Below are 23,352 nucleotides of genomic sequence, written 5' to 3'. Positions count from 1 at the left end.
ACGCCACGTCACCCGGGTTTGTGCCCGGATGACGTGGCGCGGACGCTCGAGCTGCTACTTCCTCTTCGGCGGGACCGAGCAGGTGGCGGTCGCGGTGTTGCCGGCCGCGTCGGTGGCCGTCAGCGTGGCGTCACCCTTGAAGGTGAAGTGCCAGTCGACCGCGCCCGAGAACGGGGCGACGCGCGAGGCGGTCGTGCCGGGCGCCTGCGTCAGCTTGAAGAAGGTGCCGGCGGCGTAGGGCTGGAAGGTGGTCCCGGTGGCGTCGTCGGTGACGGCGACGGTGACACCGGGAAGGTTGTCCGTGGCGACCATCTGGAAGAAGCCCGCGTTGCTCCAGCCGCCCGGCGTGTGGCCGTCGGGGTTGACGCCCGGGCCGCACGACACCGTGGGCGGGGTGACGTCGTTGACCTTGATGGACACGGTCTGCACGAACTCGGGTCCGGCATCGGCCCCGTTGATCCTGAAGGTCGTCGTGCACGCGAGCGTCGAGCCCTGGGGCGCGTCGGGCGCGACAGAGATGGCCTCGTCGAGCACGACGTCGCTGCCGCTCGTGACGGTGCGGGGAAGGCTGGGGGAGAAGGCGATCGAGAGCCCGGTGTCACAGCTGACGTCCGCCGTGACCTCCGCCGGGAGGTTCCCGAGGCCCGCCAGGATCGTGCTGGCGACGTTGCCCGGGGTGACGCTCGGGAAGAACGTGCCAGAGGTCGCCGTGGCGATGTGCTGCGCCTGTCCCGTCGCGTTCAGGCCGTCGGCGCCGCCGGAGGCCACGTTGATCGCGATGACCTGCGCGCCCACGCCGACGAGCGATGCTGTCGCGTCGGCCTCGCTGTGGCCGGCGCTCGGGTCGTGCCCGCTCGCGTCACCGAACCACACCACGATGCGTGACGACCCGGGACGGAAGGCGATCGCGTTGCCGCCCGAGCCCACCTGCCAGAGCGCGTTGAGCTGGCCTTCCGGGGTGTCGCCGCCGCCGGAGGCCACGAGGCTGTTGATGGCGCCCTGTGCCGTCGCCTGGCTGGCGGTGAGGCCGGACTCCACCTCGAAGAGCGCGGCACCGTCCGACTCGTCCTTGTAGGAGGCGACGGCGAACTGCGCCTGCGGCTGCGCCGACTGCACGCCCGAGACGATCGATCCCATCTCCGCCTTGACGTTCGCGATGGCCGGGCCCATGCTCCCCGTCTCGTCGACGACGAGCACGATGTCGGGCTTCGGCGGGATCTCGGGCGTCGTGACCGTCTTCGCGACGTGCACCGTGTCGCCCGGGTCGACCGAGGCGTCGTAGGAGGCCGGGCTCACGCCGGCGCCCATGGCGAGGGCCGGGGTCGCGACGAGCGCCCCGGCGGCCGCGAGTGTCAAGGCACTGCGGCGGACTGCTGCGAACATGGATGTCCCTTTCGTTGCGAACCAGACGTCGGGAGACGGTGCACCGATGCGCCGCACCCGAGAGATGCCCGGCTCATGCCCCCCGGACTCTCGACAGGTAGGTGGCGCGAGGTGCGCGCCTGATACCGACAAAAGGGATCAACTGCGCCCTCGCGGCACGCCGTCGTCGGCTGCGGCGGCGGGTTTGCGACGATGGCCGCGTGCAGGTGCGCAGGCTCGTCTCGCGACCGGTGCTCGTCGCGGCGGCGGCGGGCACCGGCTCTCTGCTCGGCGCTGCGAGCGGCTCCGTCGCTGCGGCCGCGTACTTCGCGCGCAAGGTGATCACGCCGGACGAGCTCCAGCCGGACGACGTCGCGATCCTGGGCCATGACGCAGGGTCGGTGACCTTCGCGGCAGGTCCCGATCCGGTCGTTCCGGGCCGCTACGGCGTGTGGCTGGACGGCGGAGCGGGGCACGCGCGGGTCGGCGAGATCCTCGACAGCGACGCCACGTCGGTGACCCGTCGGCTGCTGTCCGTCGACCGGGGTGCCCTCGAGGTGGGTCCGGCGCGATGGAACCAGTACTACTACTGGGACCGCCCGTCCGTGAGCCTCGGCCTGCCCGACGAGGACGTCAGCATCGTCTCCGACGTGGGGGCACTTCCCGGGTGGGTCGTGCGGCCCGAGGGCGGGCGCAGCGGCTCCGACTGGGCCGTGCTCGTGCACGGGCGTGGCGCGCGCAAGGAGGAGACGCTGCGCGCCGTCCCGGTGTTGCGCGACGCCGGCTGGACCAGCCTCGTGGCCGCCTACCGCAACGACCGCGACGCCCCGCTGGGCCCCGACGGACGCTACAACCTCGGTCTGTCGGAGTGGCGCGACGTAGAGGCAGCCATGGGGTATGCCGTGTCGCACGGTGCCCGTCGGATCATCCTGCTCGGGTGGTCGATGGGCGGCGCCATCGTGCTGCAGACCCTCGACCACTCGCCGCTCGCGGAGTACGTCGTCGGCGTGGTGCTCGACTCCGCGGTCATCGACTGGGGAGTCGTGCTGCGCCACCACGGCCGCCTGCGCCGCGTGCCGCCACCGCTCGTGCGGATGGCCTCCGGACTGCTGGGATCGCGTCGCAGCCGACGCCTCGTGGGGGTGCGCGAGCCCATCGACGTGGCCCGCACCGACTGGGTGGCCCGAGCCGACGAGCTGCGACACCCCATGCTCGTCATCGCGTCGGAGGGCGACGACTTCGTGCCGATGGGCCCTGCCGTGGCACTCGCCGGCCGGCGTCCTGACCTCGTCCGGTTCGAGCGCTGGGACGTCGCCCGGCACTGCCGGGAGTGGAACAACGACTCGGAGCGCTGGGAGCGCGTGCTGCGCGAGTTCGTCGCGTCCCGCTGAGCGGGCCCTCGTACGTGTGTCGGTCGTGGGTCGGTCGGTGGCCCACGGTCAGCGTCGCACGAACCAGCGCCCCATGATCGTGCCGTCCTGTTCGACGAGGAGCTCGAGGTCGAGGTCGGCGGGAACCCCGTCGGCGCCGACCGTGCGGCGGGCGACGCTCCCGACGACCTGCGGGACCACGGTGTAGCAGAGCTCGTCGACGGCACCGGCGGCGAGGAACGAGCCGAGCAGGGCCGGGCCCCCCTCCGTCAGCACGTGGTCCATCCCTCGTGCGTGCAGCTCGTCGAGGAGCAGGCGCAGGTCCACCTCGTCGTCGCCGCAGACGATGACGTTGTCGTCACCGATGTCCGCGCGGGCTGCGTCGAGCCCGGGGGCCGAGGCCGGCACGGCCATCAGGGCCTTGCCGTCACGGCACCCGCTCAGGGTCGGTGGCACACCGCCCCGGTTGCTGACCGCGACGAGGGGGAGTGCGTCGGGCAACCCGTGGTCGCGGCGCATCCCCAGGAGGGAGTGCTTGACGGCCAGAGGTGGGTAACCCTCGGCGCGGACCGTTCCCGCGCCCACGACGACGACGTGGGTCAGGGCCCGCAGCACCTCGAAGACCACGTGGTCGGCCTCGTTGTTGATCGACCCGGACCTGCCGTCTGCACCCGTCGCCGCGCCGTCGAGGGAGGTCACCATGTTGCAGCGCACCCATCGACCGCACGGGCTCGCATACGCACGGAACAGGTCGGCGTCGTCGAGGTCGGCCAGGGCGGGCAGGCCGGAACGTCCGGGCACGAGCAGGCGCATGGCGTCAGTATCCGGGAGCCGAGCCCGCGACGCACGATCCGGGCCCGTCGATCCCGTCGCCGCGCCCCGACGTCGGGCAGGATGACGCCATGGGCAAGGGCGCGAAGAAGTCGGGGAAGTCAGGGAAGTCGGCCGGGAAGTCCGCCAAGAAGCAGGCCAAGGAGCAGGCAGCCCGCGACGAGGCGAGGGCCCGCCTCGAGGCCGACGCCCCCACCGCGATCGGCGACATCGGAGGCGAGCTGAGGGTGAGCACAGGCTTCGTGCTGGCCGACCTCGACCCGTCGTCGACCCCCGGCTTCAGCGGCGACAAGGCCCTCGGGGCAGCGGCGCTCGCCGCGAGCCAGGCCGAGCTGGCCGACCTGCTGGAACGGCTCTTCGCCGAGTCGACGGCGGGCTCCAGACGGTCGGTGCTGCTCGTGGTGCAGGGCATGGACACGTCCGGCAAGGGCGGCATCATGCGTCACGTCATCTCCGTGAACCCCGAAGGTGTCAAGGCCACTGCCTTCAAGGCGCCGACGGAGGAGGAGCTCGCCCACGACTTCCTGTGGCGCGTCGAGAAGGCCCTGCCGGGCCCCGGTCAGCTCGGCGTGTTCGACCGGTCGCACTACGAGGACGTGCTCATCGTGCGCGTGCACGACCTCGTGCCGGAGGACGTGTGGTCCAAGCGCTACGCCCAGATCAACGCCTTCGAGCGCGAGGTCGTAGCGAAGGGCACGACCGTCGTCAAGGTGATGACGCACATCTCCAAGGACGAGCAGAAGACCCGCCTCATGGAGCGGCTCGAGCGCCCCGACAAGTACTACAAGTACAACCCGGGCGACGTCGACGAGCGCGAGCGCTGGGGGGACTACATGCAGGCCTACCAGGCGGTCCTCGACACGACCTCGACCGTGGGCGCGCCCTGGTACGTCGTGCCGGCCGACCGCAAGTGGTACGCACGCCTCGCCGTGCAGCAGCTGCTCCTCGAGGCGCTGCGGGGCATGGACCTCACCTGGCCGCCTGCGGACTTCGACGTCGAGGCCGAGAAGAAGCGGCTCGCGGCCGGCTGAGGTCCCTGCTCGTCAGCCGGCGCGGTCCAGCACTGCGCCGGCCGCACCGGCGAGGTCGACGTCGAGCGAGCCGAAGGTGTGGCCGCGACGACCGGCGAGGCGGCTCGCGACGAAGGCGTCGGCGACGGGCCCGGGGGAGTGCTGCACCAGAAGGCTCGCCTGCAGGGCCAGCGCGAGCCGCTCGACGACCAACCTGGCGCCGAAGGCCGCGTCGCTGGGCGAGGCATCGAGTGAGCGGGCTTGTGCCAGAGAGGAGTCCACGAAAACATCGAGCTCGGCGCTGCGACCACGGACCTCGTGCAGCTCCTTGGTCAGGGCCTCCAGACTGGCGGGTTCGCGGCTGACGGCGCGCATGACGTCGAGGGCGTTGACGTTGCCGGAGCCTTCCCAGATGGAGTTCAGCGGTGCCTCGCGGTAGAGGCGGGCCAGCCCGTTCTCCTCGACGTAGCCGTTGCCGCCCAGACACTCGAGCGCCTCGGCCACCATCGGGGCCGTGCGCTTGCACACCCAGAACTTGCCGAGGGCGACGCCGAGCCGCGCGAGGTCGCTCTCGCCGTCGTCGACCGCGCGGGCGAGGCGCAGGCCCAGCACCATGGCCGCCTCGGCCTCCAGGGCGAGGTCGGCGAGGACGTTGCGCATGAGCGGCTGGTCGACGAGCAGGGCCCCGAAGGCGCTGCGGTGCCGCGCGTGGTGCAGGGCCCGCGCGACCGCGTCACGCATCGTCGCCGTCGAGCCGAGCACGCAGTCGAGGCGGGTCGCCCCGACCATGTCGATGATGGTCCGCACACCGCGGCCCTCGTCACCGAGCCGGCTGCCCCACGTGCCGTCGAGCTCCACCTCGCTCGACGCGTTCGAGTGGTTGCCGAGCTTGTCCTTCAGCCGCTGCAGCGCGAAGACGTTGCGCGAGCCGTCGTCGAGGGCGCGTGGCACGACGAAGCAGGTGAGCCCACCGGGTGCCTGCGCGAGCACGAGGAACACGTCGCTCATCGGGGCCGAGCAGAACCACTTGTGACCGGTGAGGCGGTACGTCTCGCCCGGCAGGGGACCGCCGGCAGCCGGAACCGCCTGCGTCGTGTTGGCCCGGACGTCGGACCCGCCCTGCTTCTCGGTCATTCCCATGCCGGCGACGGCCCCCGCCTTGGCGGTCACCGGCCGGATGCCGAAGTCGTAGGAGCGGCTCGCGAGGGCCGGGAGCCAGCGTTCGCCCAGGGTGCGGTCGTGCCTGAGGGCCGACCCGGCGGCATACGTCATCGAGATGGGGCACCCGTGGCCGGCCTCCACGCGCGACCACAGGACGAAGCCGGCCGCCCGGCGCAGGTGCGCACCCGATCCCGTCGGCGCGACCCACGGCTCGGCCGTGAGACCGGCCCCCACGGCCTGCGTCATGAGCCAGTGCCACGAGGGGTGGAACTCCACCTCGTCGACCCGGTGGCCGCGGGCGTCGTGCGTGCGCAGGACGGGGCGGTGCGCGTCGGCGAGGCGGCCGTGCTCCTGCGCCTCGGCCGACCCGGCCAGCCGCCCGAGCGCACCGAGCTCCGCTGGGGCGGACGTGCCACCCCAACGCTCGACGGCCTCCGAGAGCGCCACGTCGTCGGCGTAGAAGTCCCCACCGACATAGGGCGGAGCCTGGTTGGTCACCTCGTGTGTGCTCACCCGCCGAGAGTAGGGCGCTCGCGGGACACCACGCCGGCGCGGCGCGTGTCGGACGGGTCACGTCGACGGCAGTCGGGCACGGCTAGATTCGTGGCGATGACGGTCAAGGAACGCGTGCGCGCGGTGCTGACGCGGGTGCCCGGCGGGTTGGGTACCGCTCGCCTGACCCTGCGGACCGTCGACGTCTGCCTCGACTACCGGGTCACCGGGCTCGCAGCGGAGGCGGCCTTCTTCATGTTGCTCTCGCTCCCGCCGCTCGTCCTCGGCCTGTTCGGTGGGCTCGGCTACGTCAGCGCGTGGATCGGGCCGGAGAACGTCGCTCGGGTGGTGGCCACGATCCGCGAGTACGCCGAACGCTTCCTCACCGAGGACAGCATCAGCCAGCTGCTCGTGCCGACCGTCGAGGACGTCCTGGGTCGGGGACGGCCCGAGATCGTGTCGCTCGGGTTCCTGCTCTCCCTGTGGTCGGGCTCTCGCGCGCTCAACGTCTTCATCGACACCGTGTCGATCATGTACGGCCAGAAGGACGTTCGAGGCATCATCCGCCTCCGCGCCCTCAGCCTCGCCATCTACACCGTGAGCACGGTCGCCGGCATCCTGCTGCTGCCCCTGGTGCTCCTCGGTCCGGCGCTCGTGTCGGACTGGCTGCCCGACAGCCTCGCCTTCCTGCGCTACCTCTACTGGCCCACCGTGCTCGTGCTGAGTGTCGTCGCCCTCACGACGCTCTACCACGTGGCGACGCCCCGCCGCGCGCCATGGCTGCGCGACGTGCCCGGTGCGCTGCTCGCACTCGCGATCTGGCTCGGCGCCTCCTACCTCGTGCGCGTCTCCCTCGAGGCGTCGCTCGGCGGCACGACGATCTACGGACCACTGACGGCACCGATCGTGCTGCTCATCTGGCTCTACTTCCTGGCCATCGCGATCCTCATCGGCGCGGGGGTCAACTCGGCCTCGCGCACCCTGTGGCCCGTCCGGCTCGGCGAGCACGACCCGACCTCCGTCGTCGACTGGATCGCCCGGCGGCGCGCCGAGGACCGGCAGTACGCCCGGAGCCGTCCGGGAGAGCTCCACGAGGCGGGCGAGCGCGAGGTCGACGAGGGCGGCGCAGCACCGGCCGAGCAGCGGCGAAGGGCCGGTCGCTGAGGGTGTGATCGGCGCTGCGACGGCCGGTTTTGTGTCGCCCGGACCGATGGGCTAATGTCTACCTCGCACCGAGCGGAGAAGTTACACCGCTGGTGTTCCCGCGGACGTAGCTCAGTTGGTAGAGCGCAACCTTGCCAAGGTTGAGGTCGCCGGTTCGAGCCCGGTCGTCCGCTCGGAGGCAAAGATCCACTTGCCTTCCACGGTGGAGTGGCCGAGAGGCGAGGCAGCGGCCTGCAAAGCCGCGTACACGGGTTCAAATCCCGTCTCCACCTCGGTAAGCACCACCACAGCAGGACCCTCGGGCGATTGGCGCAGCGGTAGCGCGCTTCCTTGACACGGAAGAGGTCACTGGTTCAAACCCAGTATCGCCCACCAGAAGAGAGAGCAGCCCCTGACCAGCGGAGACGCCGGTCGGGGGCTGTTCTGCTTCCCGAGCGGCAACAGCGTCGCCGTCAGCGGCGCAGCTCCATCCGGTTCTCCGCGGGCTCGTCGGCGGGCCAGTCCTGAGGCACGCCCGTGTCGACGAAACCTGCACGCTCGTACGCCGTGCGCGCGCGGGTGTTGCCGCTGCGGACCATGAGGTACGTGGAGCGACCCTGGCCGGCGGCCCAGTCGACGACCCCGTCGATGAGCGCGCGAGCGACGCCATGGCCCCGAGCAGCGGGCGCCACCCACATCGAGACGAGCTCGACCTCGTCCGCACCGACGCGCTGGCCGCTCACGACGCCGACGACGCCCGTCGCATCGCGTGCCACGAGCGTCAGGGGCACCGTGGTCAGGCGACTGCGCCACCGCTCGGCCGGGGCGTCGACCCAGTCGGAGTGATGCGAGCCGAACGCCTCCGGTGACTCCGTCAGCGACGCGAGCCGCACCTCTCGGAACGTCTCCCAGTCGTCCGGCCCGATCGTCGTGATGTCCACGCTGCAGAACCTAGCAACGTGCCCGTGCCAGCGAGTCGGCTGCGCGGGTCACTCCTTTAGCGCGTGCAGGTCGCACTGGGCGAGTTCGCGGAAGAGGGTCGCCCGGCTCATCCCCAGCTCGACGGCAGCCATCTTCATCGTCGCGCCGGGACCTGTCAGGCACCGCACGATCTCGTCGCGCTCGAACGCCTCGATGCGCGTCAGGCGTCGACGCGAGCCGCCCGTCGCCCTGGACGGCAGCTGGGCCACGTCGACGACGTCGCCGCCTCCGACGGCCTGCCTCACGGCGCGGACGAGCTGGTCGACGTTGCCCGGCCACCCGCAGCTGGTCAGGGCCCGCTCGGCAACCGCCGTGACGTCGATCGGACGCCCACGCGTGCGCTCCGCCACGTGGCGCGCCAAGGGCATGACTTCGCCGGTGCGCTCGCGCAGCGGAGGCACCTCGACGACGGTGTCGACCCGGGTGCTCGCCCTCGTCGTGGGAGCATGCCTCGGGTGGGCCTGCGGCATCCTGGGGGAGCGCATCGAGAAGGTGGTCGACGGCCACCCGGCGGCGGGGCCTGCCGAGCCGGCCGACCCGATCACACCGGCCGCGGCCTGACCGACACCACACCGACAGGAGTGACCACCTTGATCTTCATCACCGCCAAGTTCCCCGTGAAGCCCGAGCACGCCGACGACTGGCCCGAGATCTCGCGGGCCTTCACCGAGGCCACCCGTGCCGAGGAGGGCTGCCTCTGGTTCGACTGGTCGCGCAGCCTCGACGACCCGACCGAGTACGTCCTGGTCGAGGCGTTCCGCGACGACGAGGCCGGCGGGGCGCACGTGCAGAGCGACCACTTCAAGGAGGCGACGTCCAGCCTGCCCGGCTACCTGGCCGCCACGCCGAAGATCGTCAACACCACCATCGAGGGCGACGAGTGGTCCGACCTGGGGGAGATGGCCGTCGACCGGTAGCCGACCGGCCTGCGCGGAACGGCCCCACCGGAGGTCAGCCGGCACTAGTCCTGGTCGGGGTCGCTAACGCCGATGCGGATCTTGCCCTTGCCTTCGCAGTCGCCCTGGTGCGCCACGGCGTCCTTGCGCGCCTTCTCACGCGCGCGACGGGCCGGACCCGTCCAGTCGCAGCTCTTGCAGTACCCGAACGAGAAGGCACCGTCCTCCTGCGTGCCGTCCTCGACCCTGGCCAGCTTCTCCAGCGTGGCGCGGTGCTGGTCGCCGTCTCGATCCCTCACGGTCAGGTCGTGACCCTTGCGTCTGAGGAACCGCAGGCCACCGGGCTTCGCCATGGGTCACATCCTCTCGTGTCGCGGCACGCCCTGAACAGCCGGTCTCGCACCGCGTGCAGTCGGTGCCCGAACGGCCACTCGGAGAGCGGGTTTCGCACCGGGCGCGACCGTCCGCTATGGTCTACCTCGCACCCACGGGGCCTCGGCTCCGAGGGCCGGCAAGCGGACGTAGCTCAGTTGGTAGAGCGCAACCTTGCCAAGGTTGAGGTCGCCGGTTCGAGCCCGGTCGTCCGCTCCGCTCGAAGGGCCCGTCGACTCCGTCGGCGGGCCCTTCGACCCATCCCGGGGCCGTATGCCGTCACAGCGCCCTCCGGCGCACGCGTCGCAGCGCTCGGCGACCCGGCGGCATACGTAGGCTGTCGGCATGGCGGCGAGCAAGAGCCCGGCGATGGAGATCGAGGTCGGCGACCACACGGTGCGGCTCTCGAGCCCCGACCGCGTCTACTTCTCCGAGCGGGGCGAGACCAAGCTCGACCTGGCTCGCTACTACGAGTCGGTCGGTCCGGGCATCGTCAACGCCCTGCGCGAGCGGCCCTGCATGCTGCACCGGTTCCCCAAGGGGGTCGACGGGCCGAAGGTGCACCAGAAGCGCCTCCCGGCCGGGGCGCCCCCGTGGGTCGAGACGGTCCGGCTGCACTTCCCGCGCTACGGACTGCACGCGGACGAGCTCTGCGTGACCCGTCTCGCCGACGTCGTCTGGGCCGTCCAGATGTCGACCGTCGAGTTCCACCCCTGGAACAGCCGCCGTGCCGACACCGAGAAGCCCGACGAGTGGCGCATCGACCTCGACCCGATGCCGCGGTGCGGCTTCGACAAGGTCCGGCGGGCCGCCGCCACGACCCACGAGATCCTCGACGAGCTCGGCGCCGTCGGCTGGCCGAAGACCTCCGGCGGTTCGGGCCTGCACGTCTACGTGCGGATCGCGCCCGAGTGGGGCTTCAAGGACGTCCGCCGTGGGGCCCTCGCGTTCGCCCGCGAGGTGGAGCGGCGCCTGCCTGACGACGTGACCACGACCTGGTGGCGGCGCGACCGCTCGCCGGAGGACCTGTTCGTCGACTACAACCAGAATGCACGCGACCACACCATCGCGGCCGCCTACAGCGTGCGCGGCAACCCGCGCGGCACCGTGTCGGCGCCCCTGCGCTGGGAGGAGATCACGGACGCCGAGCCGCAGGACTTCACCATCGCCACGATGCCCGAGCGGTTCGCGCGCCTCGGTGACCTCCACGCCGGGATCGACGACGCCGTGTTCGACTTCAGCACACTGCTCGAGTGGGCCGACCGTGACGAGCGCGAGGGCAAGGACCTCCCGCCCGAGCCCGACGAGGCCGACGCGTCCTGAGACCGGCAACCCTCGACACCGATTGGCGGTGCGGGCTCCTCCCGGGCGAAGATGCCACCTACGCGTGACCACGACGCGTCATGACCCCGAGGAGACCCCGTGACCGTCCTGCACGACTTCAAGGCCACCGCCATCGACGGCTCGGAGGTGTCGCTCGACGAGTACGCCGGAGACGTCGTCCTCGTCGTCAACACCGCCAGCGCGTGCGGCTTCACGCCACAGTTCGCCGGCCTCGAGGAGCTCTACCAGACCTACCGCGCCCAGGGGCTGACGGTGCTCGGCTTCCCGTGCAACCAGTTCGGTGCGCAGGACCCCGGCAGCGACGAGGAGATCGGCGAGTTCTGCCAGAAGAACTACGGCGTCACCTTCCCGATGTTCTCGAAGGTCGACGTCAACGGCGACGACGAGCACCCCCTCTTCACGTGGCTCAAGTCCGAGCAGGGTGGCCTGCTCGGCAGCAAGATCAAGTGGAACTTCACCAAGTTCCTCGTCGGCCGCGACGGCGCCGTCATCGAGCGCTACGCGCCGACCACCGAGCCCTCCGCCATCGCCGCCGACATCGAGAAGGCCCTCGCCCGGTAGGGCCTACGATCTGCGGGTGGACCACGCCCGCTTCGCCGACCGGGTCGCCCGCGAGGTCATCGACGTCCGCCGCGGCCCAGCGGCCCTCGACGCCATCACGCGCGAGGGTTTCTGGGCCGTCGTGGCGTCCTTCGAGGGCGACGTCACGGCGGTCCGGTTCGGGCAGGTCAGCCGCACGGCGCCGGGGGCGTCGACACCCCGGGACGCGGTGGCCTGGCGGCCGCTCGACCGCCACTGGTGCACGTCGCTCGATCGTGCGGCATACGTCGGCGCGGTCCGTGAGGTTCGCGAGCGCATCGCGGCGGGCACCGTCTACCAGGTCAACGTGTGCCGGGTGCTCAGCCACGAGCTGGGCGACGGGGCTGACCTCGACGGCCTGGACATCCTTCTGCGACAAGGCAACCCGGCACCGCATGCGGCCCGCATCCGGTGTGAGGCAGCCGGTCTCGACGTGGTCAGCGCCTCGCCGGAGCTCTTCCTGGCCCGCCGCGGTGACACCGTCGTGACGCGGCCGATCAAGGGCACGGCCGCGACGGCCGACCAGATGCTGCCCAAGGACCACGCCGAGAACGTCATGATCGTCGACCTCATGCGCAACGACCTCTCGGGCGTGTGTGAGCCCGGCACCGTGTCGGTCGACGAGCTCTGCGCGGTCGAGGAGCACCCCGGCCTCGTGCACCTCGTCTCGACAGTGAGTGGGCGCCTGCGCGACGACGTGGCGTGGGGCGAGGTGTTCGCGGCCGCCTACCCCCCGGGGTCGGTCTCGGGCGCCCCCAAGTCGAGCGCCCTCACGGCGATCCGCGACCTCGAGACACGGCCGCGCGGGCCGTACTGCGGGGCGATCGGCTGGGTCGACGCCGATGCCCGCGAGGCCGACCTCGCGGTCGGCATCCGCACCTTCTGGGCCGAGCACGACGAGGCCGGCCGCCGGTGGCTGCGTTTCGGCACCGGGGCCGGCATCACCTGGCACTCCGACCCCGAGGGGGAGTGGGCGGAGACCGAGCTCAAGGCGGCCCGCCTCATCGGGCTCGCCGCCGGCACTGTGACACCATGAGGGCGCTCGCGAGCGACTGGGCCGAACGACTGGGCCGGGCCACAGGGAAGGGACCATGAGCACGACCATGCGCGTCTGGGTCGACGGCGTCCTCGTCGACCCCACCGGACCATCGGTGTCCGCCCTCGACCACGCGGTGACGGTGGGCGACGGCGTCTTCGAGACCGCGAAGATCGTCGACGGACGACCGTTCGCGCTCTCGCGCCACCACCGGCGGCTCGAGCGTTCCGCTGCCGGGCTCGGCCTGCCGCCCCTCGACCTCGCGGTGGTCGACAAGGGCGTCGCAGCGGTGCTCGACGGCCCCGCGATCCCCTTCGGACGCCTGCGTTACAGCGTCACGGGCGGCATCGGGCCGCTGGGCTCCGACCGCGACGACTCGTCCCTCACCCACATCGTGCTGGCCGCCCCGCAGGCGCTGCCTCCCCAGAGCGGCAAGCTCACCGTGGTGCCGTGGACCCGCAACGAGCGCTCCGCTGTGGCGGGGCTCAAGACCACGTCGTACGCCGAGAACGTCGTCGCGCTGGCACGCGCCAAGCAGGAGGGCGCCATCGAGGCGGTCTTCGCCAACACGCGCGGCGAGCTGTGCGAGTGCACCGGCAGCAACATCTTCGTCGTGGTGGACGGCGTCGCGCTCACCCCGCCGGTCGGGTCGGGCCTGCTGGCCGGCATCACGCGCGAGCTGACCATCGAGTGGGGACGCGCGGCCGGCGTCGACATCCGTGAGGAGGCACTGCCGCTCGACGTCCTGCAGACGGCCGACGAGCTGTTCATCACGAGCTCCACCAAGGACGTCCTGCCGATCCACGCCGTCGACGACCGGGTGCTGCCCGAGAGCAACCCGGTGACACGCGAGCTGCTGCGCGTCTTCCGCAGCAACGCCGAGCAGGACAACGACCCGTGACCGGCCGCGGCGAGTCACGAGCACCCGGGGCGGGCGACGACGTCGACTACTCCGACCCCAACGGGACCCTCGACGCCGATGAGGACCGATGGGCCTGGCGTGCGCGGCTCCGTCGCAACCGCGTCACGCACCTGGTCTGGCGCACGGCCGTCGGGGTCGTCGGGACCGTCGTCACCGTTGCCGGGCTGATCATGGTGCCGGCGCCCGGGCCCGGGTGGCTCGTGGTGTTCTTCGGCCTGCTCATCCTCGCCAGCGAGTTCGAGTTCGCGCAGCGCTGGCTCGACTTCGGCAAGCGCCACGTGAGCCGCTGGAACGACTGGATCCTGGCGCAGTCGGTCTGGGTCCGGGGCCTCGTGGCGCTCGGCACCGTGCTCATCGTGTGGGCCGTGATCTGGGGCTACCTGGCCTGGGCCGGTGTGCCGCAGTTCGTGCCCCGGTGGGCCGAGGACCTCCTGATCCAGGTGCCGGGCATCGACTGACCGGGGCGGCCTCGACGCGGCTGACGTGGGGGCGATTTCCGCCTCCGCACCCGTAGCGGCTATTGTTTCCCTCCGTCACCCCGACAGCCTGTCGCCACAGGGGTGCCCGGACGTGTAGCTCAGCTGGTTAGAGCGCTCGCTTCACACGCGAGAGGTCAGGGGTTCGAGTCCCTTCACGTCCACCCTCCCGGCTCGGTGCCCGGCCGACGCGCCAGACCCGGCTGACAAGCACTAGCGTGTGATTCATGGTCGCGACGGTCTCCAGCCTCTTCATCTACCCCGACTCGGACTCGCCGGGGCAAGAGCTCGAATCGGTCGACGTGACTCCCACGGGGCCTGAGGGAAACCGCGCCAAGAAGCACGCCGTGCACCTGGTGACGGCCGACGACTACGTCGAGACCCACCCGAAGGCCAACGTCGTGCTCGACATGGAGTCGGCGGTGCTCGACCAGCTCGTCGGGCGGGTCATCCGACTGGGGGAGTGCACGCTGAAGGTGACCCAGGCGCCGTCGCAGTGCGCCGGCGTCTACGCCGAGGTGCTCTCGCCCGGCGCCGTGTCGGTCGACGACGCGCTGATGGTCGCCGAGTCCGAGTGACGCCGCCCCTCCGACCGCGGTGGGTCCGCGGGTGACGATCCACTCCGAGCACCCCTTCGACACCCCGGACGAGGAGCGCGACCCCGTCCGGCGCCTCCGCGGACGCATCGGTGGCACCGTCTCGCTCTGGACGGCCGGACGGGGTGTCGAGCGCGCGGGCCTGACCGTGTCGTCCTACCTCGTCGCCACCGGCGACCCCGGTCGGGTGGTGGGGCTGCTGCACCCCGACTCCGACCTGCTCGAGCAGCTCGAGGAGACCGGCACGGCCGTCGTCTCTCTGCTCGGCCTGAGCGACCAGCGGCTCGCCGACGCGTTCGCGGGCGTCATGCCCGCCCCGGGCGGGCCGTTCCGCCTCGGAGCCTGGGAGCAGACCGAGTGGGGCCCCCGGCCCTCTTCGTCGGCCACGTGGGCGGGCGTGCGGCTCGACGCGTCGACCCGCCACGACGTCGGCTGGTCGGTGCTGGTCGAGGCGGTGCTCGAGCACGTCGTCATCGGGCCGGAGGACGATGCGCTCGTCCACCGACGCGGCCGCTACCAGCGCCCCCACGCCTGACCGGACCGCGCATCAGATCGTGCGCGAGGTCGCGCTGGATCAGGCCGTGCCCGACATCTCCGTCGTGAGCAGCCCGTCCGGGATGCCGAACGCGTCGACGAGGTCGGTCGCGAGCGGACGCAGCTCGGCGCAGATCTCGTTGACGAGCGCCGTGAGCGCCTTGGTGCGCGCCGGGCTGAGCCGGTCGTGCTCGAGGTACCACGCCTTGTGCCGTTCGATCGTCGCCAGCAGGTGCAGGTCGCAGACGCGAGCGAGCACCTCCTTCGCCTGCCTGTCTGCGCACTCCTCGACCGAGGCGGCGAACGACTCCGCGACGATCCGCTCGACGTGGGCCGCCGCGGCCTCGACGAGGTGGTCCTGGGTCGCGTTGAAGACCGCGAAGGCGTCGGCGTCGGGTGCGGTGGCCCGGCGCAGCCGTCGGGCCAGGCCTTCGAGCAGGTGCTCCTCGCGCTCGCGCAGCAGACGCAGCTGGGTGCCCCGGATGCCGAAGGTGACGTCCTCCTCGCGGCCCGGGGCTGCGTCGACGAGCCGCTGCACGATGCCGCGGGCAGAGGATCGCTCGATGACCGTCCCGCCGACGAGCCGGGCCCCGAACCTCACGATGCCGAGCGTGTCGAGGTCGCCGAACGTCGCCTGGTACTCGGCGAGCAGCGACTTGGCCACGAGCTGCAGCAGCACCGTGTTGTCGCCCTCGAAGGTGGTGAAGATGTCGGTGTCGGCCTTGAGGGCCGCGAGACGGTTGGCCCAGAGGTAGCCGGCCCCGCCGCAGAGCTCGCGGCACTCATGGATCGTGTCGGTGGCGTGGCGGGTCGTCAGCACCTTGATGCCGGCGGCGCGCGTCTCGAGCCTCCGCTGGTCCTGCTCCGAGGAGGCGCGCCCCGAGAGCACGTCGTCCATGGCCGTGACGAGCTCGTGCTGGGCCACCTGCAGGGCGTATGCCGTCGCGATCCTCGGCAGCAGCCGCCGCTGGTAGGTGCGGTAGTCGAGCACGGTCGTCTCCACATCGGCGCCGGGGGCGGCGAACTGGCGTCGCCCGGCGGCATACCTCGTGGTGACCGCGAGGGCCGAGCGTGCGGCCGCCCCGGCGCCGCCGGCGACCGAGATGCGCCCGCGCACCAGGGTGCCGAGCATCGTGAAGAAGCGGCGGCCGGGGTTGTCGATGGGGCTCGAGTAGGTGCCGGTGTCGTCGATGTCGCCGTAGCGGCCGAGCAGGTTGGTGAGCGGGACCCGAACGTGGTCGAAGGAGAGCCGTCCGTTGTCGACACCGCCGAGGCCGAGCTTGGCGCCACAGTCCTCGACAGTGACGCCGGCCGCCGTCGTGCCGTCGGTCTCGCGGATCGGCACCAGCACGCAGTGCACCCCGTGGGACTCGCCGGCGACGATGAGCTGGGCGAAGACGGCGGCCAGCCGGCCGTCACGGGCCGCGTTGCCGATGTAGTCCTTGCGGGCCGCCGGCTCGGGGGTGTGGACCACGATCTCGTCGGTCGCGGGGTCTAAGGTGGCCGTTGTCAGCAGGCTCTGCACGTCGCTGCCGTGGCCGGTCTCGGTCATCGCGAAGCAGCCCTGCAGCTCGCCTGACGTGATGAGGGGCACCAGGTGGTCGTGGCGTCGCGTCCCGAGGAGCGACACCGCTCCGCCGAAGAGCCCCCACTGCACGCCGGCCTTGACGAAGAGCGAGAGGTCGGTGTGGCCGAGCATCTCGAAGGCGGCGACGGCCTGCGCGTAGCGCGCGGTGCCGCCCTGCTGCGGGGGGAAGCCGTCAGCGGCATACGGCTGCTCGGCGAGGGCTGTGAGCTGGGCCGTGACGCGAGCGCGGTGCTCCTCGGTCGGCAGGGGCTCCGGCGGTGGCCCGAAGGTCACGGGGTCGAGCCCCCTGCAGTGGTCGCGGACCGGGCCGAACGGCCCGTCGAGGTGCGCCCGCAGCCGCGCCACGAGCTGGGGCGAGGACACTGTCGGCATCGACGGGCTCGGGACGGGAACGTCTGCAGCGATGGACATCTCATCTGCCTTTCGTGCCGGCGAGAGCGGGTGCTAGCCCGTGCCAGGCGAGCTCGGTGAGGGACTCGACGACGTCTGCGCGGGGGGCACGGTCGGACTCGGGGGTGGCGAGCCAGTCGTCGGCGACGGCGCGCACCGAGCCGACGAGGGCGATGGCCCAGGTGCGGGCCCGGGAGTGGTCGGTGGCGGAGGCGGCGCTGAGCGAGACGAGCAGCAGGCCGGTCAGCTGGTCGGTGACCTGGTCGACGGTGCCGCCGACGGGGTCGTCCGGCAACGGCAGGTCGACGAGCGGACGGTTGACGACGAAGCGGTAGACCTCGGTGTCGGACTCGACGAGCGCGAGGTACGCATCGACGGTCGAGGCGACGAGCTCGCGGGTGTCGCCGTGCGGCGTGCTCGACCGCCCCAGGGCCGCACCGACGTTGCCGACCACCCGGCCGTCGATGCGGTGGGCCACGGCGCGGTAGAGACCGGCCTTGTCGTCGAAGTGCCGGTAGATGACGGTCTTCGACGTGCCGGCCTCGGCTGCGATGTCGTCCATGCCGACCCCGGCGCCGTGCCTGCGGATGGCGCGGATGGTCGCGTCGACGAGCGCGGCCCGACGCTCCTCGCGGTGTCGCTCCCAGCGCGCGTCGCGGCCGTCGCGCGGCGCCGTCCGGGGCGTGGCGGTGGGCTCCACGTCGTCGTCCATCTCACGAAAGTAACAGGTACTGGCTGTATCGACTACTACTAGTTTCGGTTATCTTGGTTACTGATCGACAGCCACCACATCGAGAGCAGGTAGAGATCCATGGCGTCCAAGACCAGCCCGCGCCCACCTCGTCGTGTCGCAGTCCTCGGCGGCAACCGCATCCCCTTCGCGAGGGCCCACGGCACGTACGCCAAGGCGTCGAACCAGGACATGCTGACCGCGAGCATCGACGGCCTCGTCGCGCGCTACGGCCTCGCGGGCGAGCGCCTCGGTGAGGTCGTCGCCGGCGCCGTGCTCAAGCACAGCCGCGACTTCAACCTCACCCGCGAGACGGTGCTCGGCACCCGACTCGACCCGACCACCCCGGCGTACGACATCCAGCAGGCCTGCGGAACGGGTCTGGAGGCGGCGATCCTCGTCGCGAACAAGATCGCCCTCGGGCAGATCGACGCGGGCATCGCCGGTGGCGTCGACAGCGCCAGCGACGCGCCGATCGCCGTCAACGAGGGCCTGCGGCAGTCCCTGCTCGCCGCCAACCGGGCCCGGTCGGCAACCGAGCGCGCCAAGGCCCTGGCCGGTCTGCGCCCGAGCCACCTCGTGCCGGCCATTCCGGAGAACCTCGAGCCCCGCACCGGCCTCTCGATGGGCGAGCACATGGCACTGACTGCTGCCCAGTGGGGGATCGCCCGCGAGGACCAGGACGAGCTCGCGGCCGCCAGCCACCAGAAGCTCGCCGCCGCGTACGAGCGAGGCTTCCAGGACGACCTCGTCACCCCCTACCTCGGCGTCGCCCGCGACAACAACCTCCGCCCCGACTCCTCGGTCGAGAAGCTCGCGACGCTCAAGCCGGTCTTCGGCAGGGGCGAGGGCGCCACGATGACGGCCGGCAACTCGACGCCGCTGACCGACGGCGCCTCGGCCGTGCTGCTCGCGAGCGAGGAGTGGGCCCAGCAGCACCGGCTCACCCCGCTCGCCTGGTTCGTCGACGCCGAGACCGCGGCCGTCGACTACGTCCACGGCGACGAGGGGCTGCTGATGGCTCCCGCGTACGCCGTGCCACGTCTCCTCGCGCGAAACGGCCTGTCGCTGCAGGACTTCGACTTCTACGAGATCCACGAGGCCTTCGCGGCGACCGTCCTCACCACCCTCAAGGCGTGGGAGGACCCCGACTTCTGCAAGGGCCGGCTCGGCCTCGACGCACCGCTCGGGTCGGTCGACCGCAGCAAGCTCAACGTCAACGGCTCCTCGCTGGCGGCCGGGCACCCCTTCGCGGCGACCGGCGGTCGCATCGTCGCCTCCCTCGCCAAGCAGCTCCACGAGGCCGGCGGGGGCCGAGGCCTCATCTCCATCTGCGCGGCCGGCGGCCAGGGCGTCGTCGCGATCCTGGAGGCGTGAGCATGACCGACCTGTTCACCACCATCGTCCGCTCACCCGTCGCGAAGAGGGTGGGCGTCCCGCAGCCGACACGTCTGCGTCGGTACGAGCCCGGCATGCCGCTCTGCGAGGGACCGGTCCTCGTCGCGGGCAAGGGCCGCTTCGCCGCCGCGATCGCATCGTGGCTCGGTACGGTCGGGGTGCCCACGGTCGCCGCGGCCGCCGACGCCTCCGGCGAGGTCGGTGCAGTCGTCCTCGACCTCAGTGCTGCCACCGACCCCGCCCACCTCGACGACCTGCGCCTGCTGGGCGCCCCGGCTGTCAAGGCTCTCAAGCGCAACGGTCGCGTCGTCGTCATCGGCACCGACCCCGCCACGCTGAGCGAGGTCGCCGAGGTGACGACGCAGCGCGCCCTCGAGGGCGTGGTGCGCTCCATCGGCAAGGAGCTGCGCGCTGGCGCAACCGCCAATCTCGTTCTCGCACAGGGCGATGCCCAGGATGGCGTGCGGTCTGCGGTCGAGTTCTTCCTCAGCGGCCGCTCGGCATACGTCGACGGCCAGGTCGTGCGCGTCGACGAGACGACCTGCGGCGACGCTGATGCCCTGCGACCCCTCGCGGGGAAGGTCGCTGTCGTCACGGGTGCGGCCCGGGGCATCGGTGCCGAGATCGCACGGGTCATGGCCCGCGACGGCGCGACCGTGGTCGCCGTCGACATCCCCGCGGCGGGCGACGCCCTCGCCGCCGTGGCCAACGAGGTCAAGGGCACTGCGCTCCAGCTCGACGTCACTGCCGACGACGCCGGCTCGCGCATCGTCGAGCACGCGACGAGCCGTCACGGCGCCATCGACGTCGTCGTGCACAACGCCGGCATCACCCGCGACAAGCTCTTCGTCAACATGGACGAGGACCGCTGGAGCAGCGTCATCGACGTCAACCTCCGGTCGATCCTCCGGATGAACGAGGCCATCCTCGGAGACGGCGGTCTGGGCGAGGGCGGGCGCATCGTGTGCGTGGCGTCGATCGCGGGCATCGCGGGCAACCGTGGCCAGACGAACTACGGCGCGAGCAAGGCCGGGGTCATCGGCCTCGTCACAGCGCTCTCGCGCCAGCTGGCCGACCGCGGCATCACGGTCAACGCCGTGGCTCCCGGCTTCATCGAGACCGAGATGACGGCGCGGATCCCATTCGCCACCAGGGAGATCGGGCGTCGTATGAACTCGCTCCAGCAGGGTGGCCACCCCAAGGACGTCGCCGAGACCATCGCCTGGTTCGCCCAGCCGGGTGCTGCAGCCGTCACGGGTCAGGTCGTGCGGGTCTGCGGCCAGAGCCTGCTGGGGGCGTGAGGCCACGATGACCAAGGAGATCACCCTCGAGGGCGCCCCGGACCTGCGACGCATCTATGCCCGGGCAGCGCTGCGCCGAGGCGGTTCGAGCGACACGCTGCCCGACGTGCGGGTCGCTCGCGCGGGAGTCAGGGTCGACCTCGACGACCTCGTGGCCTACTCGCACGTCTGCCGTTTCGCGGTCGACGGCACACTGCCGGTCACGTACGCGCACCTGCTGGCCTTCCCGCTCCAGATGACCGTGATGAGCGACGACCGGTTCCCGCTGCCGCTCATGGGCGCCGTCCACGTCGAGAACCGCATCGAGGTCGTGCGGCCGGTCACCACCGACGAGGTGCTCGACGTCTCCGTGTGGGCACAGGACCTCCGCCCACACCGTCGCGGCCGTCAGGTCGACCTCGTCACGGAGGTCGAGGTCCGCGGCACCCCGGTCTGGCGTGGCGTCAGCACCTACCTCTCGCGGGGGCAGGAGCACCCGGACGCCCCGGCGTCCGAACCGCCTGCCCTGGACGCGCTCACGGCGGTCGCCGCCGGCCCCGTCTGGCGGCTGGGGGAGGGCACAGGGCGTGAGTACGCCGCCGTGTCGGGCGACTGGAACCCCATCCACGTGCACGCCCTCGCGGCACGTCCACTGGGTTTCCCGACGGCCATCGCCCACGGGATGTACTCCTACGCAAGGGTTCTCGCGTCGCTCGGCCCGCGACTCCCTGGAGCCGGGCTCTCCAGCCGCGTGTGGTTCCACAAGCCGGTGCGGCTCCCGTCGACGGTGCGCCTCCGCACGGCCTTCGCCGCCGGGCGCACGCTGTCGGTCCTCGAGAGCGCCAGGGGCGAGATCGACCACGCCGTCGTCGAGAACGCCTGGTGACGGCTGCGAAGCGATGAGGGTGGCCGGCCCAGCCGCACGGGGCCGGCCCTCACTCAGCTCATCCCGCGAGCTTCTGCGACATCCGGTACACGCCGCTGTGCACGACGTAACCGAGGGCTTCGTTGATCCTGCGGATGCCGCGGTTGTGCTCCTCGTTGGCGGTGCGGCTCACCGTCGCACCGACGGCGCGGGCCGACAGGTGGGCTCGCTGCTTGACGAGCGTCATGAGGCCACGCCCGCGGTGGTCGGGCGCCACGCCGCTGTAGGCGATCATCAGGGTCGCGCCGGAGACGCCTCCGAAGGTGATCGCGGCGGGCGCGCCGTCGACGCGCGCGACGACGCAGACCGGCGTCTCGTTGTCGGAGACGAGGGCCCGCAGCCTGGCCAGGTCGAACACCCAACCCTGCTCGGCCTCGGGGTTCGTCTGGCTCGTCAGGAGCATGCGCTCGACGGCCTCGGCGTCGTCGAAGACGAGGTCCGGCACGTCGTGCAGCGTCACGCCGGGGGGAGCAGCGGGCGTCGGCAGGTCCGCGAGGTCGAGCTGCGACTCGATGGCGTGCTCCTCGACACCGAAACCCCAGTGCGCGGCGACCTCGAGCGAGCGGGGCTCGTCGTCGAAAGTGCCGGTGACGAGGTCGGTCGTGGCGTCGGGAAGACGTTCGAGCAGAGCCTGCCGCAGGGCCCTGCCGATGCCGCGGCCCTCGTGCTCGCGCGCCACGACGACCCGTTGGAACGCCCGCCCGTCCGGGGCGAAGCGTGGGTGGCCGGTGAAACCGACACCGAGCATCCCACCGTGGCGGTCGACCGCCTCGACCGACGCGAGGCCGTCGAAGACCTCCGGCGCGTCGAAGTGCCACCCGGCCTCACCCCTGGTGGTGTGCGGAAGCCGCTCGCAGACGAGGTCGACGGCCTCCTGCTGCCGTGACGCGGGGAGCGGCACCACGCGCACCTCGTCGGGGTCCGGCGCCGCCGGCGACCACAGCCCCTCGAAACCGACCACGTCCACGGGCTCCATCACACGTGCTCCTCGCGCCAGACCCAGTTGCGCCGGTCGTACACCTGCACGAAGCCGGCCCGCTCCATGTTGTGCAGCGACGGGTTGACGTGCCCGTCGAACTCCTGCCACGTCTCGGCGCTCATCCACTCGCAGCCCAGGCGCGTGGCCTCGGCGAGGCGAGCGGCCATGAACGCCGACTGCGCTCCCCGCCGACGTTCGCCCGGGAGGGTCGCCGCACCGCAGAACGCCGCCACGGTGCCTGAGACGTGCAGGTTGGCCGCCGCGACGAGCCGGTCACCCGACCACGCCCCGAAGGAGTGGAACCCGCGCGCCTCGTCGGTCCCCGACCCGAAGAACGCGACGAGGTCGGGGTCCTCGGGCATCTCGAACCCGGCGCAGTAGACGCGCGACCAGTCGTCGACGTCGCCGGGCCCGATCCGCCCGACCCGCAGCTCCGTCGTCGTCGGGCGGATCTCGGGCCCGGCCGAGCGCAGCAGCTTGGCCCACACCGTGCCCCCGACGATGCCGTGCCGCCCGCAGATGTCGTCCCAGTCCTCGGGAAGTGCCGCCGGCGCCAGCTGGAGCACGGCCACCGCCGAGCCGCTCGCGCGGTACACCTCGAGCACCGCCCGCACGAGGGCGTCGGTCACCGGCTCGGTGACGCCGAAGCCCAGCGCCTTGTTCCAGTAGCCGCCCGTCGGGTCGGCCCCCATCGCCAGGACCACGCCGCCACCGAGCCGCACCGCTGTCATGCCGAGGGCACTCCGGGCAGAGGGCGGGGCGCCCGTCTCGAAGGCGTACATGAACTCGGCCTCGGCCGACTCCGCCAGGGCCGTTGCCTGCGTGACGCCCATGGCCCCGACGTCCGTGGGGACCTTCATCCGCCCAGTATCGGAGCCTCCGTGCGCCCGCACAGCCGAATGACCGGTTTCGTATGCCGTCACGGGGCCGCTCGACTCGGTCGATACGCTGGGCACC

25 protein-coding genes and 5 tRNA genes are annotated in these 23,352 nt (G+C 71.8%); 20 read left to right on the top strand and 10 right to left on the bottom strand.

Features of this window, described 5'->3' with window-relative positions; translation table 11 throughout:
* Positions 1-54 precede the first annotated feature (54 nt).
* Complete coding sequence (locus tag ACFQ2V_RS06540) at positions 55-1,383, bottom strand: vWA domain-containing protein (protein ID WP_386051835.1); 1,329 nt, start codon at positions 1,381-1,383, stop codon at positions 55-57.
* Positions 1,384-1,583: 200 nt separating this feature from the next.
* Here ACFQ2V_RS06540 and ACFQ2V_RS06535 point away from each other — a divergent pair, with 200 nt between their 5' ends.
* The gene (locus ACFQ2V_RS06535) at positions 1,584-2,753 is read left to right on the top strand and encodes an alpha/beta hydrolase family protein (protein ID WP_386051834.1); all 1,170 of its coding nucleotides are present in this window, start codon (positions 1,584-1,586) and stop codon (positions 2,751-2,753) included.
* Positions 2,754-2,801: 48 nt separating this feature from the next.
* On the opposite strand, the gene ACFQ2V_RS06530 is transcribed toward ACFQ2V_RS06535, so the two are convergent.
* On the bottom strand, positions 2,802-3,545 hold the full coding sequence (locus tag ACFQ2V_RS06530; protein ID WP_386051832.1) for a dihydrofolate reductase family protein: 744 nt from the start codon (positions 3,543-3,545) through the stop codon (positions 2,802-2,804).
* Between the two features lie 89 nt (positions 3,546-3,634).
* Between ACFQ2V_RS06530 and ACFQ2V_RS06525 the strand changes: the two genes are divergently transcribed.
* On the top strand, positions 3,635-4,594 hold the full coding sequence (locus ACFQ2V_RS06525; protein ID WP_386051831.1) for a PPK2 family polyphosphate kinase: 960 nt from the start codon (positions 3,635-3,637) through the stop codon (positions 4,592-4,594).
* Positions 4,595-4,606: 12 nt separating this feature from the next.
* On the opposite strand, the gene ACFQ2V_RS06520 is transcribed toward ACFQ2V_RS06525, so the two are convergent.
* On the bottom strand, positions 4,607-6,247 hold the full coding sequence (locus tag ACFQ2V_RS06520) for an acyl-CoA dehydrogenase family protein (protein WP_386051829.1): 1,641 nt from the start codon (positions 6,245-6,247) through the stop codon (positions 4,607-4,609).
* 96 nt (positions 6,248-6,343) lie between these two features.
* Here ACFQ2V_RS06520 and ACFQ2V_RS06515 point away from each other — a divergent pair, with 96 nt between their 5' ends.
* The 4 genes from ACFQ2V_RS06515 (at position 6,344) to ACFQ2V_RS06500 (ending at position 7,765) form a co-directional block, all read left to right on the top strand.
* A complete protein-coding gene (locus ACFQ2V_RS06515; RefSeq protein WP_386051828.1) occupies positions 6,344-7,390 on the top strand; it encodes a YihY/virulence factor BrkB family protein in 1,047 nt (348 codons plus the stop codon).
* A 100-nt stretch (positions 7,391-7,490) separates the two neighbouring features.
* A tRNA-Gly gene (locus tag ACFQ2V_RS06510) sits at positions 7,491-7,563 on the top strand.
* Positions 7,564-7,591: 28 nt separating this feature from the next.
* Positions 7,592-7,662: transfer RNA gene (locus tag ACFQ2V_RS06505), tRNA-Cys, on the top strand.
* Between the two features lie 28 nt (positions 7,663-7,690).
* Positions 7,691-7,765 (top strand) — tRNA-Val (locus tag ACFQ2V_RS06500).
* A 77-nt stretch (positions 7,766-7,842) separates the two neighbouring features.
* On the opposite strand, the gene ACFQ2V_RS06495 is transcribed toward ACFQ2V_RS06500, so the two are convergent.
* Both ACFQ2V_RS06495 and ACFQ2V_RS06490 read right to left on the bottom strand, forming a co-directional pair.
* Positions 7,843-8,310: a GNAT family N-acetyltransferase gene (locus ACFQ2V_RS06495; RefSeq protein ID WP_386051826.1), complete on the bottom strand. Its 468-nt coding sequence runs from the start codon at positions 8,308-8,310 to the stop codon at positions 7,843-7,845.
* Between the two features lie 48 nt (positions 8,311-8,358).
* Positions 8,359-8,700, bottom strand: coding sequence for a hypothetical protein (locus ACFQ2V_RS06490; protein WP_386051824.1), 342 nt, complete (start codon positions 8,698-8,700; stop codon positions 8,359-8,361).
* Between ACFQ2V_RS06490 and ACFQ2V_RS06485 the strand changes: the two genes are divergently transcribed.
* Both ACFQ2V_RS06485 and ACFQ2V_RS06480 read left to right on the top strand, forming a co-directional pair.
* Complete coding sequence (locus tag ACFQ2V_RS06485) at positions 8,687-8,911, top strand: hypothetical protein (RefSeq protein WP_386051823.1); 225 nt, start codon at positions 8,687-8,689, stop codon at positions 8,909-8,911. The genes ACFQ2V_RS06490 and ACFQ2V_RS06485 overlap by 14 nt on opposite strands.
* 29 nt (positions 8,912-8,940) lie before the next feature.
* On the top strand, positions 8,941-9,267 hold the full coding sequence (locus ACFQ2V_RS06480; RefSeq protein WP_386052045.1) for a putative quinol monooxygenase: 327 nt from the start codon (positions 8,941-8,943) through the stop codon (positions 9,265-9,267).
* Between the two features lie 44 nt (positions 9,268-9,311).
* Here the strand turns inward: ACFQ2V_RS06480 and ACFQ2V_RS06475 are convergent, their stop codons facing one another.
* Positions 9,312-9,599: a hypothetical protein gene (locus ACFQ2V_RS06475; protein WP_386051821.1), complete on the bottom strand. Its 288-nt coding sequence runs from the start codon at positions 9,597-9,599 to the stop codon at positions 9,312-9,314.
* Positions 9,600-9,761: 162 nt separating this feature from the next.
* On the opposite strand from ACFQ2V_RS06475, the gene ACFQ2V_RS06470 reads away from it, so the two are divergent.
* The 9 genes from ACFQ2V_RS06470 to ACFQ2V_RS06430 all read left to right on the top strand — a co-directional run bounded on the left by ACFQ2V_RS06470 (position 9,762) and on the right by ACFQ2V_RS06430 (position 15,106).
* Positions 9,762-9,834: transfer RNA gene (locus ACFQ2V_RS06470), tRNA-Gly, on the top strand.
* Positions 9,835-9,963: 129 nt separating this feature from the next.
* Complete coding sequence (gene ligD / locus ACFQ2V_RS06465) at positions 9,964-10,941, top strand: non-homologous end-joining DNA ligase (protein WP_386051819.1); 978 nt, start codon at positions 9,964-9,966, stop codon at positions 10,939-10,941.
* 99 nt (positions 10,942-11,040) lie between these two features.
* Positions 11,041-11,523 (top strand): glutathione peroxidase, encoded by a 483-nt coding sequence (locus ACFQ2V_RS06460; RefSeq protein ID WP_386051817.1) that lies wholly within the window; start codon positions 11,041-11,043, stop codon positions 11,521-11,523.
* A gap of 16 nt (positions 11,524-11,539) precedes the next feature.
* On the top strand, positions 11,540-12,577 hold the full coding sequence (locus ACFQ2V_RS06455; RefSeq protein ID WP_386051815.1) for a chorismate-binding protein: 1,038 nt from the start codon (positions 11,540-11,542) through the stop codon (positions 12,575-12,577).
* A 55-nt stretch (positions 12,578-12,632) separates the two neighbouring features.
* Positions 12,633-13,478 carry an aminotransferase class IV gene (locus ACFQ2V_RS06450; protein WP_386051813.1) on the top strand — a complete coding sequence of 282 codons (846 nt, stop codon included), beginning with the start codon at positions 12,633-12,635 and terminating at the stop codon, positions 13,476-13,478.
* Positions 13,475-13,957 carry a TIGR02611 family protein gene (locus ACFQ2V_RS06445; RefSeq protein WP_386051812.1) on the top strand — a complete coding sequence of 161 codons (483 nt, stop codon included), beginning with the start codon at positions 13,475-13,477 and terminating at the stop codon, positions 13,955-13,957. Before ACFQ2V_RS06450 ends, ACFQ2V_RS06445 begins: the two co-directional genes overlap by 4 nt.
* Positions 13,958-14,065: 108 nt before the next feature.
* Positions 14,066-14,139 (top strand) — tRNA-Val (locus ACFQ2V_RS06440).
* Between the two features lie 63 nt (positions 14,140-14,202).
* Complete coding sequence (locus ACFQ2V_RS06435; protein WP_386051810.1) at positions 14,203-14,553, top strand: hypothetical protein; 351 nt, start codon at positions 14,203-14,205, stop codon at positions 14,551-14,553.
* 31 nt (positions 14,554-14,584) lie between these two features.
* Positions 14,585-15,106, top strand: coding sequence for a flavin reductase family protein (locus ACFQ2V_RS06430; protein ID WP_386051808.1), 522 nt, complete (start codon positions 14,585-14,587; stop codon positions 15,104-15,106).
* A gap of 39 nt (positions 15,107-15,145) precedes the next feature.
* Here the strand turns inward: ACFQ2V_RS06430 and ACFQ2V_RS06425 are convergent, their stop codons facing one another.
* Together ACFQ2V_RS06425 and ACFQ2V_RS06420 are read right to left on the bottom strand one after the other, a co-directional pair.
* Positions 15,146-17,104, bottom strand: coding sequence for an acyl-CoA dehydrogenase family protein (locus tag ACFQ2V_RS06425; protein ID WP_386051806.1), 1,959 nt, complete (start codon positions 17,102-17,104; stop codon positions 15,146-15,148).
* A gap of 1 nt (position 17,105) precedes the next feature.
* Positions 17,106-17,795, bottom strand: coding sequence for a TetR/AcrR family transcriptional regulator (locus tag ACFQ2V_RS06420; protein WP_386051804.1), 690 nt, complete (start codon positions 17,793-17,795; stop codon positions 17,106-17,108).
* A 99-nt stretch (positions 17,796-17,894) separates the two neighbouring features.
* Here ACFQ2V_RS06420 and ACFQ2V_RS06415 point away from each other — a divergent pair, with 99 nt between their 5' ends.
* From ACFQ2V_RS06415 to ACFQ2V_RS06405, 3 genes are read left to right on the top strand one after another with little or no spacing between them, the layout of a single operon-like run.
* The gene (locus ACFQ2V_RS06415; RefSeq protein ID WP_386051802.1) at positions 17,895-19,190 is read left to right on the top strand and encodes an acetyl-CoA C-acetyltransferase; all 1,296 of its coding nucleotides are present in this window, start codon (positions 17,895-17,897) and stop codon (positions 19,188-19,190) included.
* A gap of 2 nt (positions 19,191-19,192) precedes the next feature.
* On the top strand, positions 19,193-20,512 hold the full coding sequence (locus ACFQ2V_RS06410) for a 3-oxoacyl-ACP reductase (protein WP_386051801.1): 1,320 nt from the start codon (positions 19,193-19,195) through the stop codon (positions 20,510-20,512).
* 7 nt (positions 20,513-20,519) lie between these two features.
* Entirely contained in the window at positions 20,520-21,377 is an 858-nt protein-coding gene (locus ACFQ2V_RS06405) for a MaoC family dehydratase (protein ID WP_386051799.1), read from the top strand.
* 58 nt (positions 21,378-21,435) lie between these two features.
* On the opposite strand, the gene ACFQ2V_RS06400 is transcribed toward ACFQ2V_RS06405, so the two are convergent.
* A complete protein-coding gene (locus tag ACFQ2V_RS06400) occupies positions 21,436-22,392 on the bottom strand; it encodes a GNAT family N-acetyltransferase (RefSeq protein ID WP_386052044.1) in 957 nt (318 codons plus the stop codon).
* The gene (locus tag ACFQ2V_RS06395) at positions 22,392-23,255 is read right to left on the bottom strand and encodes a GCN5 family acetyltransferase (protein WP_386051797.1); all 864 of its coding nucleotides are present in this window, start codon (positions 23,253-23,255) and stop codon (positions 22,392-22,394) included. The genes ACFQ2V_RS06400 and ACFQ2V_RS06395 overlap by 1 nt, the downstream gene beginning before the upstream one ends.
* Between the last annotated feature and the right edge of the window lie 97 nt (positions 23,256-23,352).

The organism is Terrabacter terrigena, from assembly GCF_042676085.1.
Lineage (GTDB): Bacteria > Actinomycetota > Actinomycetes > Actinomycetales > Dermatophilaceae > Terrabacter > Terrabacter terrigena.
The sequence above is the reverse complement of the archived record's forward strand: the minus strand, read 5'-3'. Positions and strand labels throughout refer to the sequence as shown.

Coding starts and splice junctions, on each gene's coding strand:
- ACFQ2V_RS06540 (WP_386051835.1), bottom strand. CDS start 1,383: ATGTTCGCAGCAGTCCGCCGCAGTGCCTTGACACTCGCGGCCGCCGGG.
- ACFQ2V_RS06530 (WP_386051832.1), bottom strand. CDS start 3,545: ATGCGCCTGCTCGTGCCCGGACGTTCCGGCCTGCCCGCCCTGGCCGAC.
- ACFQ2V_RS06525 (WP_386051831.1), top strand. CDS start 3,635: ATGGGCAAGGGCGCGAAGAAGTCGGGGAAGTCAGGGAAGTCGGCCGGG.
- ACFQ2V_RS06515 (WP_386051828.1), top strand. CDS start 6,344: ATGACGGTCAAGGAACGCGTGCGCGCGGTGCTGACGCGGGTGCCCGGC.
- ACFQ2V_RS06475 (WP_386051821.1), bottom strand. CDS start 9,599: ATGGCGAAGCCCGGTGGCCTGCGGTTCCTCAGACGCAAGGGTCACGAC.
- ligD (WP_386051819.1), top strand. CDS start 9,964: ATGGCGGCGAGCAAGAGCCCGGCGATGGAGATCGAGGTCGGCGACCAC.
- ACFQ2V_RS06450 (WP_386051813.1), top strand. CDS start 12,633: ATGAGCACGACCATGCGCGTCTGGGTCGACGGCGTCCTCGTCGACCCC.
- ACFQ2V_RS06435 (WP_386051810.1), top strand. CDS start 14,203: ATGGTCGCGACGGTCTCCAGCCTCTTCATCTACCCCGACTCGGACTCG.
- ACFQ2V_RS06425 (WP_386051806.1), bottom strand. CDS start 17,104: ATGTCCATCGCTGCAGACGTTCCCGTCCCGAGCCCGTCGATGCCGACA.
- ACFQ2V_RS06420 (WP_386051804.1), bottom strand. CDS start 17,795: ATGGACGACGACGTGGAGCCCACCGCCACGCCCCGGACGGCGCCGCGC.
- ACFQ2V_RS06415 (WP_386051802.1), top strand. CDS start 17,895: ATGGCGTCCAAGACCAGCCCGCGCCCACCTCGTCGTGTCGCAGTCCTC.
- ACFQ2V_RS06410 (WP_386051801.1), top strand. CDS start 19,193: ATGACCGACCTGTTCACCACCATCGTCCGCTCACCCGTCGCGAAGAGG.
- ACFQ2V_RS06405 (WP_386051799.1), top strand. CDS start 20,520: ATGACCAAGGAGATCACCCTCGAGGGCGCCCCGGACCTGCGACGCATC.
- ACFQ2V_RS06400 (WP_386052044.1), bottom strand. CDS start 22,392: ATGGAGCCCGTGGACGTGGTCGGTTTCGAGGGGCTGTGGTCGCCGGCG.
- ACFQ2V_RS06395 (WP_386051797.1), bottom strand. CDS start 23,255: ATGAAGGTCCCCACGGACGTCGGGGCCATGGGCGTCACGCAGGCAACG.